The sequence below is a fragment of the Myxococcus qinghaiensis genome, assembly GCF_024198215.1.
GTDB lineage: Bacteria > Myxococcota > Myxococcia > Myxococcales > Myxococcaceae > Myxococcus > Myxococcus qinghaiensis.
Genome location: NZ_JAKCFA010000005.1, coordinates 317,377 through 334,241 on the forward strand (window position 1 = coordinate 317,377; position 16,865 = coordinate 334,241).

Sequence of the window (16,865 nt, forward strand, 5' to 3'; positions counted from 1 at the left end):
GGGCGGGGGTTGAAACGAACGTCGCAGCAGGAGACGACACGACATGAAGCTGTCTCGCAGAGACCTGATTCAAGGCGCGGTGACGGTGGGCTCCCTCTGGGCCATGGGCTGTGCCACCTCGGGGTCGTCGGGTGGCGCGTCCGAGACGCCGAGTCCCCAGGGCCAGGGGGCCGGGGCCGCGAAGGCGGACAAGCCGTTGAACATCCTCATCCTCGGCGGCACGAAGTTCCTGGGGCCGGCGCTGGTGGAGTCCGCGCAGGCGCGGGGCCACACGGTGACGCTGTTCAACCGGGGCAAGACGAACCCGGGCCTCTTTCCGAACGTGGAGAAGCTCCAGGGGGATAGAGACCCGACGAAGGCGGAGGGCCTCAAGGCGCTGGAGGGCCGCAAGTGGGACGCGGTGGTGGACACGTCGGGTTACGTGCCGCGCATCGTGAAGGCCTCGGCGGAGCTGCTCGCGCCCAACGTGGGGCATTACACCTTCGTGTCCACCATCTCCGTCTACAAGGACGCGTCGAAGCCGGGACTGACGGAGACGTCGCCTGTCGCCACGGTGGCGGACGTGACGACGGAGGACGTGGACGCGCACTACGGAGCCCTGAAGGCGCTGTGCGAGAAGGCCGCGGAGGCGGCGATGCCTGGCCGCGTGTTCAACGTGCGCCCGGGGCTCATCGTCGGTCCGGATGACCCGACGGACCGCTTCACGTACTGGCCGGTGCGCGTGGCTCGGGGGGGCGAGGTGCTCGCGCCCGGCACGGGGCTGAACCAGACGCAGTTCATCGACGCGAGGGATTTGGCCGCGTTCATCATCCTGGGCGTGGAGAAGAAGTTGTCGGGGCAGTACACGGCGACGGGGCCCGAGAAGCCGCTGTTGATGCGCGACTTCCTGGAGCGCAGCAAGAAGGCGCTGAAGAGCGACGCACACTTCATCTGGGCGCACCCCTCCTTCCTGGAGAAGCACAAGGTGGAGTCCTTCAGTGACATGCCGGTCTGGGTGTCGCCCACGGGGGAGGACGCGGGCTTGCTGCAGGTGAACATCGACAAGGCCCTGGCGGCGGGACTCACCTTCCGCCCGCTGGAGGAGACGGTCCGCGACACGGTGGCCTGGTTCAACGCGGAGCCGCCCGAGCGACAGGCGAAGCTGAAGGCGGGCATCAAGCCGGAGCGGGAGAAGGAAGTGCTCTCCGCGTGGCACCAGGAGCACGACAAGGGCAACGCCAACGCGGGTTGAGGCGTGCTCAGGCGCGGATGACGGTGACGCGCCGACCCGAGGGCGTCCGGGCCTGTTCGGCCCGGGTGCTCCAGGCGCTCAGAGCCGGCCGAGGATTTCGGCCTTCTTCCGCTCGAAGTCATCCATGGTGATGAGCCCCTCGCCGAGCATCCGCTGGAGGTCCGCGAGGGACTTCACCGGGTCCGGCGCGGTGCCGACGGGACGCCCCGCCAGGAGCGCGGCGAGGTTGCCCAGGTCCTGCGGAACGAGGGGGCCCATGACCACGACGCGCTTCGGGTCTTCCGGAGCGACCTTGACCTTGAGCTCCATGCCCGGCGCCATCACCCGCACGTTCCAGTCGTGCGCCCGGCTTCGCAACCACACTTCATAGGGCGCGCGACCTGGCACTCTCACCTGGAGCAGGTGGTTGTAGACCGTCGCTTTGTTGATGCGCATCGCGGTCCGCTCGAGGCGCAGCAATGTGGCCTCGGCGGGTATCCCGTGCTGGCGGACCTGCTGGTGCTTCCAGCGGGAGTAAAGCCAGTGCCCGAAGAACCAGCAGCCCGCCACCGCGAAGACCGCCCAGCCCCCCATCAAGACGAAACGGGTGTTGTCCAGCTCCATCATGACCACTTCACCTTGAAGAATGAGCCTTGCCTGCTGGGTGTGCCGTCCGTCCATCCACGAGGGAGGCGCCCCACGACTCTAAGCGAGCCGTGCCCGAGCTGAAACCCGCGGGGCGGACCCCATGCGATGATGGTCAACGGCGCATCCGCTGGGGATGAACCCGCGGGGCATGGCTTGTCGCGCGGGAGCGCACTCGAAAGGATTCACGATGAGGCCTCAGCTGGCCCTGCTCTCGCCTGGGCGGCGCGGTGCCGCCGTGCTGCTCGCCGTGTCGCTCGTCGCTTGCGGCGGCAAGGAGGTTCGTCCGGAGGGCGACCCCGACGCGGGGACTCCGGATGCGGGCCCCGGGCAGGCGCACTCCTGCGCTCCGCTGAGCCTGGAGCGGAACGTGGACCTGGAGGGCTTCCACACCGACCGCTACACATGGCGCGACGGCGACTGCACACCGCGCTCGGCGTTCCTCGTGCGCAACGACTCCGCGGACCCCGCGGGCTGGCACGGTGGCTACGTGCGCCGCTACGTCTACGAGACGGACGGCGCCCCGCGCACCTGCGACGGCGCCAATGACGGTGTCCCCGGCTGGGGCATGGTGACGTGCCACCTGCGCGCCGGGGCCACCTGGGGCAACTGGACCGAAGGCGTCACCGGCACCGGCCGCACCCTGTTCGAGGGACGCCACCACGCGCTGCACGAGTTCCGCTGGCCCCTGCCGCTCGGCGGCCACATCGTGAATGTCACCGTCCACTACCTCTTCGCCACCGGCAGGGACCATCCGCTCTACGCCATCACCCACGACATCTCGAACGTGCCGCCGGACGCGCTGGAGGCGGACGTGCGCTCGCCCTACGGCGACCTGCTGTTCGACGGCAACGCGAACGCCGAAATCGCGGGCCTCGGCTGGGGAGACCGTCACCGCTTCGTGACGCTGTCCTCCCCGGTGACGATGGCCAGCGGCTGGGACTACCGCGAGCCCAACGTCGTCCCCTACACCCGCATGTGGACCACCGCGCCCGACGCGGAGATGGGCGTGGTGCAGACCGAGCCCTGGCTCCAGAAGCCCGCAGGCGGCTACTGGTTCTATCAACAGGGCTGGGGACAGCGCGCCGCGAATGGCCCCATGCCCGACGACTGGAACTGGACCTACCAGCTCAACCAGTACCAGCTCCCCACGACGACGCGCTCCCACCGCATGGCCTGGGGCAGCAACTACGGCGCGCTCGGCTGGCGTCAGTACGCGCGCTACGGCGATGACGGCATGCTCTCCGGCCACCCCTACCAGAGCTACTCCGTCTTCATGGTGCTGGGGACGCACTCGGAGGATCCGGTGCTCAAGCGCGCCTCGGAGGTCGAGTCCTGGCAGGCCGTGCGCCTGTCCGCCACCGAGGGCACCGTGGCCACGCAAGGGCCCGGCGGCGTCGGTCGCTCGGACTCCGTGCCCTTCGCCGTGCCCGGCTACAACCCCGTGTATGCGACGTGGGAGGCCCGCGTGACGGGCAACCGCGCGCGGCTGCGCTTCGACTCCGGCCGTGACGGCCTGGAGCGCCCGGTGCTGGTGCTGCGCGGCTACACCCTGTCCACGCCGCCGTCGCGCGTGCTGCTGGACGAGCAGGTGCTCGCCGCCGACGCGGACTACTTCGCCTCCGTGGACGACGCGGGCGACGCGCTGTGGCTCACCCTGAACCGCACCCTCACCGGCAGCGTGATGCTGCGCGTGGAGTGAAGCGGCGGAAGCGGGAGCCGTGGTGACCCGCGAAAAAGCAACGGGGGATGCCCCGATGAGCTCGGAGCACCCCCCGGAATGACCCTTGCTCAGGTTCGCTCTCCCCCTCTGAAGAGCGTCACCCCCGGGTCCCCCTGCCACGGATGGCACCGCCCCCGCGGCGCCATCTTCCTACCCGCCCTGTTGGTGTCAGGAGGGCCTTGGACCCCTCCAGCGAAGCTGTGACTTCACGAACGTGCGCGCCCCCCGGTGCGCATGCCGAACTGCTCTGCTTTCAGGATGTCGCGGTGCCCCAAGCACCAACACCCCTTGAATCGGGCTAAGGCCAGTACTCGGCGGGACGCGAGCTCGCTCGCAATCGCGCCAGGGTCTGCGCCCAGCCAAACGTCTGCGGGCGCATGGACGCCACCCGCGTTACAAGGTCCATCTCCCCCCGGAGCAGTCCCAGTGCTCTGGACTTCATCAGCACCGCGAGCTGTCTGCGCTTCGCCCCCGCGAAGGCGTTCAGCTCGGGTACCGCGATGTCCCCCTCTTGTGCTTCCAGTGCGCTTGCGCGCTCCCCTCTGCTGATGCGAGTCCCCGCCTTCCGGGCCGTGACTCCCCGTCCCCTTCCCCCACGCTTCACACCGTCTGGCCTCGCGCTTCCCCCCGGAACCCGCTGGCCCGACTCATGCGCGACGTGCGACATTCGTCTCTCCCTTCGCACCATCGTTGACTGCATCCCCCCGTGAGACCCGCGCCGTGGCGCGTGTCGACCAGGGCATACTGGCTCAGTCGGTAGAATGAGTTTTCCGCGTTAGCGCCAAACGCTTGCGCGAACGCGCCAGCTTCCCGAGCGACCTGGCGGCGGGCTGAACGTGCCGGATTCCACCCTTGGTGTGGTGACCCGGGAGGTCGTCGGGTGCGCGGGAGACGAGGGGGGGTGGAGGAGGGCGATTTTCCTCGGCTGGACGGGCGGCGGACGGGCGTCACGGGTAGGGACAGCGAGGGGCTGGCCATGTCAGCCTGACGCGGTAGGGAAGTGGGTCGAGACGTGGGCTCGGGGGTTGGCTTCCCGGGTGGTGGCGGGTGGGGCGGGAGGGGACTGGTTTCATGAGGTGGGAAGCGATGGGCGAGTCGCCCGGCGAGGACAGGCGAGGCGGTATGGAGGGCGCGGGCCGGGGCTCGGGGCGTGCGTCCCTGCTGGCGGTGCTGGCGGAGAAGCCGTCCGTGGCGCGCGACATCGCCCGGGTGCTGGGGGCGCAGGAGCGGGGTGACGGCTTCCTGCGCGGCAACGGCTATGTGGTGACGTGGGCGATTGGCCACCTGGTGGGGCTGGCGCAGCCGCACGAGATTCGACCGGACTGGAAGAAGTGGAGCCGCTCGCTCCTGCCGATGCTGCCGGGGGACTGGCCGCTGGTGGTCTCCGAGCAGACGCGCTCCCAGTTCGACGTGGTGCGCCGGGTGCTGACCTCGCCGGACGTGGGCGGGGTGGTGTGCGCCACGGACGCGGGCCGCGAGGGAGAGCTCATCTTCCGCTACATCTATGAGGCGGCGGGGTGCCGCAAGCCGGTGCGGCGGCTGTGGGTGTCGTCGCTGACGGAGCGCGCCATCCGGGATGGGTTCCGGCAGCTCAAGGAGGGGCGGGAGTATGACTCGCTCGCCTCGGCGGCGATGGGCCGCAGCCGCGCGGACTGGCTGGTGGGGATGAACCTGTCGCGCCTGTACACGCTGGCGCACGGGGGGCAGGGGGAGATGCTGAGCGTGGGGCGGGTGCAGACGCCCACGCTGGCCATGGTGGTGGAGCGGGAGCTGGCCATCCGCAGCTTCGTTCCCCGGGACTATCTGGAGGTGGTGGCCACCTTCGCGCCGCAGGGGAAGGGCGTGGCGGCGGGGGCCCGGTATGACGGGACGTGGTTCCGCTCGGGGCCGGATGGCAGGCCCGTGATTCCGCCGGGCATGGAGGGCGTGCGCGAGTCGCGGAGGCTGGACGCGGACGGGGTGGATGCGCAGGCCGTCATCGACCGGGTGAAGCGCGGGCGGGCCGCCATTGAATCGCTGGACGCGGAGGAGAAGAAGATGGCTCCCCCGCTGCTCTACGACTTGACGGAGCTGCAGCGTCACGCGAACCGGCTGTATGGCTTCAGCGCGCAGCGCACGCTGGAGGTGGCGCAGGCGCTCTACGAGAAGCACAAGCTCTTGAGCTATCCGCGCACCGCGAGCCGGCACCTGTCGCAGACGGTGGCTGACACGCTGCCGGAAGTGGTGAACACCGTGCGCGGGCCCTACGAGGAGGACCTGGCGCCAGGGACGGGCGCGAGGCCCCTGGGTCGGCGCTACGTGGATGACGCGAAGGTGACGGACCACCACGCCATCATCCCGACGCCCACGTCGCCGCAGGGGCTGCGGCTGTCTCCGGACGAGCAGCGCGTCTATGACCTGGTGTGCCGGCGGTTGCTCCAGGCGTGGCACGAGGACCACGTGTGGCGGGTGACCACGGTGGTGACGGCGGTGATGTCGCCGGGGCCCCAGAGCGCGGTGCCCGTGGTGGACCGCTTCCAGAGCACGGGCACCCAGGTGGAGCGGGTGGGCTGGAAGGTGCTGGATATCGGCGGAGGCAAGAAGGCGCCGAAACCGAAGGCCGAGTCTCGCAAGGGTGACGAGGACGCGGAGCCGGACGACGAGCCTCAGTCGTTGCCGTCGGGGTTGGAGCGGGGGCAGCCGCAGAAGGTGGAGGACGTGAAGGCGGTGAAGAAGCGCACGCGTCCGCCTCCGCGCTTCACGGATGCGTCGCTGCTGACGGCGATGGAGACGGCGGGCAGGGCGCTGGACGAGAAGGAGCTGGCGGATGCGATGCGCGAGACGGGGCTGGGGACGCCCGCCACGCGTGCGTCCATCATCGAGGTGTTGCTGGACCGGGAGTACCTCGTCCGCTCGGGGAAGGTGCTGGAGGCCACGGAGAAGGGGCTGCACCTCATCCAGGTGGTGCACCCGGACGTGAAGACGCCGGCGATGACGGGCCAGTGGGAAGCCTGGCTTCAGCGCATCGAGCGGGGCGAAGGCCGGCTGGACGAGTTCATCCGGGGCATCGAGAAGTATGTCACCGAGGTGGTGGGCCATGGGCCCACGGGCCCGGCTCAGGCGATGCCCTATGGGGCCTCGATGTCGCGTGGCGCGGGGGCAGGGCGAGGGATGGATGGGGGCGGGGAGGGGACAGTGGCGTTTCGTGAGCGGTCGGGGGTGGGGAGTGGCGGGTACGCCGAGGCGAGCGCGGGTGGCTCGCGTCGTATGGGCGAGGCCGCTGGCGTGGATGTAAGCGGAGGACGTGGTGCCCAGCGTGTGGATGGGCCCGTAGCGTCGGACTTGCTCGGAGGGATGAGCTCGCGGGGTACGCGGAGTGCCGCCTTCGCGGAGTCGGGCGCGGGTGGTGGTGCTCAGCGCACAGGGTCCTTGTCGTTCTCGGAGCCGGGCGCGAGTGGCGGCGCTCGTCGGTCTGAGTCCTTTGCGTTCACGGATTCGAGCGTGAGCGGTGGTGCGCGTCGCACGGAGTCTCAGTCGTTCGCGGACTCAAGCGCGGGCGGTGCGCGTCGCACGGAGTCACCGTCGTTCGCGGACTCAAGCGCGGGCGGTGCTTGGCGCGCAGAGCCCCAGTCGTTCTCGGACTCCAGCGTGGGCGGTGCTCGTCGCGCGGAGTCGTTCTCGGACTCAGGCGCGGCACCCAGCTCCCGCCGAGCACAGAGCGCGGCCTTTTCGGACGCGGGAGTGGCGATGACGCCCCGCCGGCCGGGGACGCTGGGGGCGAGTGCGTCGCGCGGGACCTCGTCCTCTCGCGGAGGGCTCGCGCCACCACCGGGCCAGCGGCCCGACCGGGTGCCTCGTGCGCCCACTCCACCGGACAGGCTCCGCCCCCTCCTGAAAGAGGCCTTCGGCTTCTCCGAGTTCCGCCCCTACCAGGAGGCCGTCTGTCGCGCGGCCACCGCGGGCGAGGACCTGCTGCTCGTCATGCCCACGGGCGCGGGCAAGTCACTCTGCTACCAGCTCCCCGGTCTGGCTCGCGCGGGGACGACCATCGTCGTCAGTCCGCTCATCGCGCTGATGGAGGACCAGGTGCTGCGGCTCCAGTCGCTCGGCTTCGCGGCGGACCGCATCCACTCCGGGCGAGACAGGGCCACCTCACGACAGGTGTGCTTCGACTACCTGGAAGGGAAGCTCGACTTCCTGTTCATCGCTCCCGAGCGACTCGGTGTGCCGGGCTTCGTGGAGTTCCTGGCGCGACGTCCGCCCACGCTCATCGCCATCGACGAGGCGCACTGCATCTCCCAGTGGGGCCATGACTTCCGCCCCGACTACCGACTGCTCGGCTCGCGGCTCCCGCTGCTCCGCCCCGCGCCCGTGGTGGCCCTCACCGCCACCGCCACGCCCGACGTGCAGCGGGACATCGTCCAGCAGCTCGGCCTCCTGGGTGCGGGAGGCCGCGCGCGCACCTTCATCCATGGCTTCCGCCGCACCAACATCGCCATCGAGGTGCGCGAGCTGAACCCCGGCGCTCGCGGCGACGCCATCCACGGGCTGCTCCAGGACGAGGAGAACCGTCCCGCCATCGTCTACGCCGCCACGCGCAAGCACGCCGAGCAGCTCGCGGAGATGCTGGCCGGCGACTTCCCCTCGGCCGCGTACCACGCGGGGCTTCCACCGGAGAACCGCGACAGGGTCCAGGCCGAGTTCCTCCGAGGCTCGCTGGAGGTCATCGTCGCCACCACGGCGTTCGGCATGGGCATCGACAAGCCGGATGTCCGCACCGTCATCCACGCCGCGCTGCCCGCGAGCCTGGAGGGCTACTACCAGGAGCTGGGGCGCGCGGGCCGTGACGGCAAGCCAGCCCGTGCGGTGCTGCTGCACTCGTACATCGACCGGCGCACGCACGAGTTCTTCCACAAGCGCGACTATCCCGAGGCCTACGTGCTGGAGCGGCTGTTCCAGTCCACGTCGATGGAGCCGGAGCCCAAGCAGGCACTCCAAGGGCGCGTGCGCGGAGACCCGGAGATCTTCGACAAGGCGCTGGAGCAGCTGTGGATTCACGGCGGTGTGGTGATGACGCCCGACGAGACGGTGCGACGCGGGCGACCCAACTGGTCCGCCGCCTACACCGCGCAGCGCGAGCGCAAGCTGCTGCACCTGGAGCAGATGGGTCGCTATGCCGAGGCCCATGGCTGCCGCATGAAGCAACTGGTGGGGCACTTCGGTGACACCCAGGACTCCGGTGAGGCGTGCGGCCTGTGTGACGTGTGCGCCCCGGAGTCGTGCGCCACGCTGCGCTTCGCGGAGCCCTCGGCGGCGGAGCGGCACTGGCTGGAGCGCATCCTGGAGTCGCTCCAGGAGCGCGATGGACAGGCCACGGGCCGGCTCCACCGGGAGCTGTTCGGGGATGCGCTCCCACGTCGCGACTTCGAGCGGCTCGTTGGAGGGCTGGTGCGCGCCGGGCTGACGCGGCTGGAGGTCGACTCGTTCGACAAGGACGGACAGGTCATCTCCTTCCAGCGCGTGTCGCTGACGGACGAGGGTCGGCGCACCCGCGCGGTGGACCCCCAGCACGTCGTCCTTCCGCTCGCGCTGGAGAAGGCGACCAAGCGCAAGCGCGGGAAGACCAAAACGGCGAGCGGAAAGGCAGCCAAGCGTCCGACTCGGGCAAGCGCCAAGGGACGGGGCACGGGTGAGGCGAGCGCCGCGCGACAGTGGCGCGCGTCTCCTCCCTCCGAGGACTTCGACCAGCGGTCGTCCTGGAATGCGTCCCGCGGAGGCGCCGCGGAGCGGGCCGACTCCGGCGCGTGGACCGCCCGCGCTCCAGCCTCGGAGAGCAAGGGGGCTCGGGGGCGCCGCGTGGAGCTGGATGACGCCGCGCCCGTGGAGACGGAAGGCCGGGGCACGCGGAGCCGGAGCGGTCGAGGTGCGGAGCAGGTGGAGGCGCCTCCAGGCTTGGTGGACTCGCTGAAGGCCTGGCGGCTCGCGGAGGCGCGCAAGCGCAAGGTGCCCGCGTTCCGCATCCTCACGGACCGGGTGCTGGGCGCCATCGCCGCGGCGCGACCGGAGAACGGCGCGGCGCTGATGGCCATCCACGGCGTCGGGCCGGCCCTCACCGAGCGCTACGGTTCGCAGATTCTCTCGCTCGTCGCTCGCAAGCGCTGACCGACACGCCCCCCGCGAGACGCTCGTGTACTCGCGGGAACCGGCACCGGGGCCTACCTGGACATGGGCCCATGTCACCACGTGCCCGGGCCGACCCTCACTCGACGCAAGGGAGGGCGTGCCACGGGCTCACTCGCCCGTCTCCCCCCGCGCGAGGGCTGCCGAGCAGACCCACGGCTTCGCGCCATTGACGGGTGACTCGGAGGGCTCCGGCGGCTCCAGTCCACCCTCGCAAGGGGGGCCCAGCGTCCTCGCGGGCCGCATCCTCGCCGCGCACGGGCACGGGTGGCGGCACGCTCGTGGAAAACATCTTCTCTCGCTCCCCGCTCGGAGCAACCTGCCGGGCGCGAAGTCCTTTTCGCTGCCCGCGAGGGCACTGTGTCGCCCCAAGCCCCTGCGTCACCTTTCGGTCCAGCTACCGCGATGGCGAGCAACCGCAACAGGAGCACGAGGGGGGAGCGGAAGATGGAACTCGGATTCGAGACAATCGGAAACGCCACACTCATCTGCCACGACAACGGACCGGTGCTGGTCACCGACCCATGGACTCACGGCGCCGCATACTTCGGGAGCTGGACGCTGTCCCACGACATTCCCGAGGAGGTGCGAGACACCATCCAGCGCTGTCAGTACGTGTGGCTGTCCCATGGCCACCCGGACCACCTGAGCGCGGAGTCACTGGAGAAGCTGCGCGAGCAGACGATTCTGGTGCCCAACCACTTCGGCGGGCGCATCCGCGATGACCTGCGTGAGCAGGGCTTCAACGTGCACGTGCTGGTGGACCGCGTGTGGACGCAGCTGTCCCCGCGCATCCGCGTCCTGTGCATCCCGGACATGAACCAGGACGCGGTGCTCCTGGTCGACGTGGACGGGCGGCTCCTCGTCAACCTCAACGACGCAGGCGACCGGGGCTGGGGCCGCTTCGTGCGAAGCATGGTGCGCCGGTACGACGAGTCGTACCTGCTGGCCCTGTCCGGCTACGGCGACGCGGACATGATCAACTACTTCACCGAGGACGGGCAGCGAGTCATTCCCTACGCCGCGGCGAAGACGCCGGTGGGACGCACCATCGCCCGGCAGGCGGAGTTCTACGGCGCGCGCTACTTCGTGCCCTTCAGCTCCATGCACAAGTACCAGCGCGCCGACTCCATGTGGGCCTCCGAGTACACGACGACGCTCGACGACTACAGTCGGGGCTTCGAGTCCGAGACGTGCACGCTCCTGCCCGCCTTCATCCGCTGCGACTTCTCCAAGGACGACAAGCAGCTCATCCGCCCCACGGAGCGCGCGCTGCTGCCGGTGGACCCGAAGGAGTTCGGCGACGACTGGAACGAGATGCTGGAGGCCGACGAGGCCCGGACGCTGCGCGAGTACTTCGGCGGGATTGAGCACCTGGGCTCCGTGCTCGACTTCCTCCGCTTCCGCGTGGGCGGCCAGGACCACGTCATCGAGTTCCACACCCGCCGCTTCCGCCGGGGCATCACCTTCGAGGCCCCGCGCAACTCGCTGATGACGGCCGTGCGCTACCGCGTCTTCGATGACCTGCTCATCGGCAACTTCATGAAGACGACGCTGCACGGCGACTTCGGCGAGGGGCGGCTGTACCCGGACTTCAGCCCCTACGTGGCCAAGTACGCGGACAACGGCAAGGCCCGCACGCGCAACGAGCTGAAGACCTACTTCTCCGAGTACCGCCGCAGGGACCCGGTGGGCTTCCTGCGCGGCCAGGTGGAGGCGCACTGCGTGAGGCCGCTCCAGACGCAGTCGGCGGAGCTGCTGCGCACGCTCCTGCCGTCGGACTCCACGGCGTTCCGCACCGCCAAGGAGACCTTCTGGAAGATGCGGCGCGCGCTGCTGTGAGTCGCCGCGCCCGCTAGAGGTACGGAGACAGGAGCCGGGCCAGCCCATCCCTCAATCGGATGGGCAGGGGCCGGCCATCCACCTGCTCGCGGCTGAGGGGCCGCGAGCGTGACAGCCGCTCCTCCACCACCGCGTTCAGCCGCCCCGCCAGCTCCGCGTCGTAGCACTCCACGTTCAGCTCGAAGTTGAGCCGCAGCGAGCGCGGGTCCCAGTTCGCAGAGCCGATGAGCCCCCACTCTCCATCCACCACCATCAGCTTGGTGTGGTCGAAGGGGGGCTCGGTGAGGAACACCCGGCACCCCGACGCCAGCACCTGCCAGAGCTGCGCGGTGCTGGCCCACTGCACCACCGGCAGGTTTCCCTTCCGGGGCAGCACCACGTCCACGCGCACGCCGCGCAGCGCCGCCACGTTGAGCGCGGTGATGAGCGCCGCGTCCGGCAGGAAGTACGGCGTGACGATGCGCACCGACGTCCGCGCGATGGACAGCGCCCCGAGCAACACCGTGCGCAGCTTCTCGAAGTCCTCGTCCGGCCCGTCCGGAATCCCCCGCGCCAGCACCGCGCCCACTGGCGCGTGCTCCGGAAACCACGCGTCCCCCGTCAGCTTCTCCCGCGTGGTGAAGACCCAGTCCTCGGCGAAGGTCTCCTGCAGCTGCGCCACCACCGGGCCCTCCAGGCGGAAGTGCAAGTCACGCGCGGCCTGCTCGCCCGGCCAGAAGTGCTCGCGGATGTTCATCCCGCCCGTGAAGCCCACGCGCCCGTCCACCACCAGCACCTTGCGGTGGTTGCGCAGGTTCATGAAGGGCAGCCGGTAGGGCATCAACGAGGGCAGGAAGCGCGCGGCGTGGATGCCCTCGCGCTTGAGGCGGCCCAGAATCGTCGGCCACGTGTAGCGCGCGCCCACCGCGTCCACCAGCACCCGCGTCTGCACCCCGCGCCGCACCGCCTCGCCCAGCGCCCTCGCGAAGTGCCGGCCCGCCATGTCGTTGTCGAAGATGTAGCTGCACAGCGAGATGGACGTGCGCGCGCCTGCTATCGCCTCCAGCATGGCCGGGTAGGCGTCCGTCCGGGACTCCAGCACCGTGATTCGATTGCCGGGCAGCAGCGGCCGGTGCAGCACCGCGTCCCCCAGGCGCGCCAGCGGCGCCAGGTGGGCGACCTCCGGCTTCACCCGCGACACGCCCTCCGCCACCACCGCCTCCACGCCGCGGATGGGCGGGAACAGCCCGTGCTCACGCCGGGGCGTCAGCGAGCGAGCGCGCCGGCGGATGCGATTGATGCCCAACAACAGATAGAGCACCGCGCCGAGCACCGGCACCAGCCACACCAATCCCACCCAGCCCACCGCCGCGCGCACGTCCCGCTTGCGCAGCACCACGTGCGTGCTGGTCAGCACGCTCACCAGCACCGTCAGCACCGCCGCCACGTGCGGCCACGCCGCCTCCAGCCAGGTGACCACCACGGACATGTCGAACAGGAAAGAGGACACGGAGCCCTCCGGCTATACACGGGACACCCGCCACGGCGCAGCGCGGTGCGCCCCGCCACTGTCAGGCCGCGCCGCGTCGGAGCCGCTTGACGCATCCTGACGGCGCGTGCATGGTGATTGACCCTTTCCGCTCCGGATGCGAGTGCGAGGGGCCCCTGTCCAGGTTTCCTTCGACCCCGGGGCGGTTGACTGATTCGCGGACAGCATTGTCCGGTTCTCGAACAGTCCCGCCGACGAGAAGAAACTCCAGTTCTTCCAGCAGGTTCCAGAACCCCATGTCAGGTCCATTTACAATCGGGCCTCAAGACCTGGAGTGCGGATACTCCAGGTTAATCCTTTATAGCGGTTTTTGCCATTGTAAGACGTTCTTGGCCCGACAGTTGCTCATGGGCAGGGCGCGCCGTGCCGCGGCTGGTGGAGGAACCAGGTGGAGGGCGCATCCCCCGCAGTTGCTGGTCCAAGGAAATCCGAATGCTCAAGTTCCGCTCGATGGCGTTGCTGGCTGGTGTCGCTCTTCTGGGGACCGCGTGTGGTGGTCCCGAGGCCTCCGAGACGCAGGCGCCGAAGATGACGTGGGAGGAGTTCCGCGCGAGTGCCGTGCAGGATCCCGAAGGCAAGTGGATCTTCGACATGGACCAGGCCGTGGACAGCGAGGAGGAGCTGCGCGCCTACTTCGACAACAACGTCGTCACGGACGAGGGCAAGAACCACGACGGCCTGGCCGTGTACAACGTCGGCGGTGGCACGGCGAATGACCGCAAGTGGAGCTCCACGCAGAAGGGCTCGCTGACGTACTGCGTGAGCAGCACCTTCGGCACGACGAACAAGGCGAAGGTCGTCACGGCGATGAACAGCGCGACGGCGGCCTGGGAGGCCACCGCGAGCGTGAACTTCGTCCACAGCACCTCGTACGACGCGAGCTGCACGGCGAGCCAGGCGGGCGTGCTGTTCGACGTGCGTCCGGTGAACTCCGGTGGCCAGTACCTGGCGCGCGCGTTCTTCCCCGGCTCGGCTCGCTCGGGCCGCAACGTCCTCATCGACAACACGGCGTTCGGCAGCATCTCGCCCTGGACGCTGGCGGGCATCCTGCGCCACGAGCTGGGCCACACGCTCGGCTTCCGTCACGAGCACACCCGCCTGTCCAGCACGGGCTGCTACGAGGACGCGCAGTGGCGCGCGCTGACGGCGTACGACAGCGCCTCCGTCATGCACTACCCCCAGTGCCGTGGCACGCAGACGGGCGACCTCGTCCTGACCAGCCTGGACAAGACGGGCGCTCGCGCTCTGTATCCGTGATTTGAGTTCGACTCACCCGGCCAAGGCTCCCCTCGTCACGTGAGTGGCGGTGGGGGCCGAGGCCCCAGGCCGGAAGGTTCCTTCTCCCGCGGAGGGGGGTGCCTTCCGGCCTTTCTGCGTGGCCGTGCCCGTCAGTCCATGTTTCGCGCGCCGGCCGTGGCGGCCTCGCCGAAGTAGATGAGCGTCTTGGTGTTGTCCTCGGCGCTTTCGATATCGAGGCACTCCAACTCGCCGCTCTCGCTCTCGTCCGCGTAGATGTGTTCCGGCTTCTGGATGCGGTGGGTGTCTTCCCCGTCCGGGTTGTCGATGATGATGGCCACGACGCCCTTGTCGCTGCCCTTCTCCTCCAGGCTGATCTCCACCAGCGCCCCGCCCTTGACGGCCGACTGCGCTCCCAGGTCCAGCCCCTCCACCTCGATGCGAACCGGGTGCTCCTTCTCCATGTTGGAGAGCAGCGCCAGATAGTCCGCCCAGCCCTCCCGGGGAATCTCTCGCGTGTGGTCCGTGTGAGCCATGTGTGTGTCCCTCCGGTGTTGGCGTTCCCGAGTAGACCGTAAGGCTCGTGCGGGCCTGGACGCAGCCGGGCCCGCCCTCCTGCTCGCCGTCCGAGCCGCCGACAAGCTCCCGCTGGCTCGCGGGCCCTGGGGCGCTATTCGGTGAGGGAGCGCACCGAGTCGCCTTCCAGCACCAGGCGCACCGTGGAGGCGGTGCCCTGCCGGCCGAAGTGCTCGTAGGCCGTCTGCTCCAGCAGGGGGCCCAGGGTGGTGCGCAGGCCGCGCGCGCCCGTCTCGCGCTTGAGCGCGCGCGTCACGATGTGCTCGCGCACGGAGGGCTCCACCTGGAGGCGCAGACCCTCCTGCTCGAACTCGCGCTCGTATGAGCGCAGCACGTTGTTCTGGAGGATGTCGCCCAGCGTGGCCGCGTCCAGCGGCGTGAAGGAGACCAGCCGGTTGAAGCGGCCGATGAGCTCCGGGATGAAGCCGTAGCGCGCGAAGGCCGTCGTCTGCTCCAGCTGCTCCTGGGTGACGGCCACGGCGATGGACTCCTCGGGCGTGTGCTGGGGCTCGCGGCCGAAGCCCAGGCGCTCCGTGCGCGTCATGCCCTCCGCCGTGGAGCGCAGGCCGCTGAAGGCGCCGCAGGCGATGAACGTGACACAGGACAGCTCCATCGTGTCCGGCTGGAGCCGGCTGGTGAAGCCGAAGTCCGGAGGGAAGTCCGCGTTGGCGGCGGAGAGCAGATGCAGGAGGCTGCGCTGCACGCCGAAGCCGCTGACGTCCTTGGTGGTCTGCTGTCCGGCGAAGCGGCTGTCGGAGCGGCTGGTGGCGAGCTTGTCGAACTCGTCCATGCAGATGACGCCGCACGCGGCCCAGTCCGCGTCCTTGTCGGCGACTTCATACAGGCGCGACAGGAGCGTGTTGACGTCGTCGCCCACGTAGCCCGTCTCGGAGAACTGGGTGGCGTCCGCCAGCACCGTGGGCACGGCGAGGATTTCGCGGAACAAGAGCTCCACGAGGAACGTCTTGCCGGAGCCGGTGGGCCCCAGGAACATGCAGTTCTCGCGCAGGCCCGGCTCGGGCGCGAGTCCCTCCAGGTGCAGGCGGCGGATGCGGCGCAGGTGGCGGTAGGCCAGCACGGAGGCCGCGCGGCGCGCCTCCTCCTGCCCCCGGTAGCCCAGGTCCGTGAGCCGCGCGTCGATTTCGCGGGGGGAGAGGACTTCCAGGGCCGCGACACGCTCGCGGACATCCTCACCGCGAGGGACAGGCCGTGACTCCAGGCCATGGCGGGCGACAGTCATTTTCCAGGCGGCTCCAGGGAGGGCGGACCGGAAGGCTTCCGGACCGGGGCCGCATCATCCAGGCGGCTCGGGGCGTCCACAAGCAGGCCGACGACCTCGTGCCTTCCGCGCCCCCGTCATGGATGGACACAGGGGCGAATCAGCCCCCTCGCGGGACGGGCGAGCGGGCGCGGACGGCTGCGCGCGCCAGGACACGCTGCTTAGCGTCCGGGCATGAGCCTCACGACCCAGGTCGCACCTCCCCTCGCGCTCGCGCCGGAGCACCACACGCTGCGCGAGTGGCGCTTGTTGTTCACCCGTCTGCCCACGCCCACCCGGGAGGCACTGCCGGGACGCTACCGGGCGGAGCTGTTGGGCCCCGCCTGGTTCCAGGGCCTCGCGCTGCGACTGCTGGGCGTGCTGGGGATGCGAGGCTGGTGGGGCAAGGACATCGCCCCCGGGGGACGAGAGGGGGCGAACCTCGTGAACCGCGTGGGCGGCATCTGGCGGGCCGTGCCGTTGGTGATTCGCGAGGGGACGTCGCGGGTGGACGGGCGCACGTCGCTCCAGGTGGAGTACACGCCGGAGGTGGGCAGGCAGTGGCGTCCCTGGGTGGACGAGCTGCGCTGGCTGGAGGGGCGCACGCTGCTGGCGATGACGCACCTGGAGCTGCCGGTGCTGCGCCACCTCACGGTCCCCTTCCTGCTGCACCGCGAGCCCGCTTGAG

10 protein-coding genes are annotated in these 16,865 nt (G+C 70.0%); 6 read left to right on the forward strand and 4 right to left on the reverse strand.

The genetic code is table 11. From position 1 onward, the window contains the following. The first annotated feature begins 43 nt into the window (after positions 1–43). Positions 44–1,231, forward strand: coding sequence for an NAD-dependent epimerase/dehydratase family protein (locus LZ199_RS11385; protein WP_253993675.1), 1,188 nt, complete (start codon positions 44–46; stop codon positions 1,229–1,231). Between the two features lie 78 nt (positions 1,232–1,309). Here the strand turns inward: LZ199_RS11385 and LZ199_RS11390 are convergent, their stop codons facing one another. After that, positions 1,310–1,837 (reverse strand): SHOCT domain-containing protein, encoded by a 528-nt coding sequence (locus LZ199_RS11390; RefSeq protein ID WP_253993676.1) that lies wholly within the window; start codon positions 1,835–1,837, stop codon positions 1,310–1,312. Between the two features lie 208 nt (positions 1,838–2,045). Between LZ199_RS11390 and LZ199_RS11395 the strand changes: the two genes are divergently transcribed. The 3 genes from LZ199_RS11395 (at position 2,046) to LZ199_RS11405 (ending at position 11,579) form a co-directional block, all read left to right on the forward strand. After that, on the forward strand, positions 2,046–3,557 hold the full coding sequence (locus LZ199_RS11395; RefSeq protein ID WP_253993677.1) for a hypothetical protein: 1,512 nt from the start codon (positions 2,046–2,048) through the stop codon (positions 3,555–3,557). A 1,092-nt stretch (positions 3,558–4,649) separates the two neighbouring features. Further along, the gene (locus tag LZ199_RS11400) at positions 4,650–9,719 is read left to right on the forward strand and encodes a DNA topoisomerase 3 (protein ID WP_253993678.1); all 5,070 of its coding nucleotides are present in this window, start codon (positions 4,650–4,652) and stop codon (positions 9,717–9,719) included. 465 nt (positions 9,720–10,184) lie between these two features. Continuing rightward, the gene (locus LZ199_RS11405) at positions 10,185–11,579 is read left to right on the forward strand and encodes an MBL fold metallo-hydrolase (RefSeq protein WP_253993679.1); all 1,395 of its coding nucleotides are present in this window, start codon (positions 10,185–10,187) and stop codon (positions 11,577–11,579) included. A gap of 13 nt (positions 11,580–11,592) precedes the next feature. Here the strand turns inward: LZ199_RS11405 and cls are convergent, their stop codons facing one another. Further along, a complete protein-coding gene (gene cls / locus LZ199_RS11410) occupies positions 11,593–13,047 on the reverse strand; it encodes a cardiolipin synthase (RefSeq protein WP_253993819.1) in 1,455 nt (484 codons plus the stop codon). Between the two features lie 492 nt (positions 13,048–13,539). Here cls and LZ199_RS11415 point away from each other — a divergent pair, with 492 nt between their 5' ends. Continuing rightward, positions 13,540–14,364, forward strand: a complete 825-nt coding sequence (locus LZ199_RS11415; protein ID WP_253993680.1) for a matrixin family metalloprotease — start codon at positions 13,540–13,542, stop codon at positions 14,362–14,364. Between the two features lie 131 nt (positions 14,365–14,495). On the opposite strand, the gene LZ199_RS11420 is transcribed toward LZ199_RS11415, so the two are convergent. Continuing rightward, the gene (locus tag LZ199_RS11420) at positions 14,496–14,879 is read right to left on the reverse strand and encodes a DUF5335 family protein (RefSeq protein WP_163863603.1); all 384 of its coding nucleotides are present in this window, start codon (positions 14,877–14,879) and stop codon (positions 14,496–14,498) included. Positions 14,880–15,013: 134 nt separating this feature from the next. Continuing rightward, positions 15,014–16,159, reverse strand: a complete 1,146-nt coding sequence (locus LZ199_RS11425; protein ID WP_253993681.1) for an AAA family ATPase — start codon at positions 16,157–16,159, stop codon at positions 15,014–15,016. A 213-nt stretch (positions 16,160–16,372) separates the two neighbouring features. Between LZ199_RS11425 and LZ199_RS11430 the strand changes: the two genes are divergently transcribed. Continuing rightward, a complete protein-coding gene (locus tag LZ199_RS11430) occupies positions 16,373–16,864 on the forward strand; it encodes a hypothetical protein (RefSeq protein ID WP_253993682.1) in 492 nt (163 codons plus the stop codon). Position 16,865 lies beyond the last annotated feature (1 nt).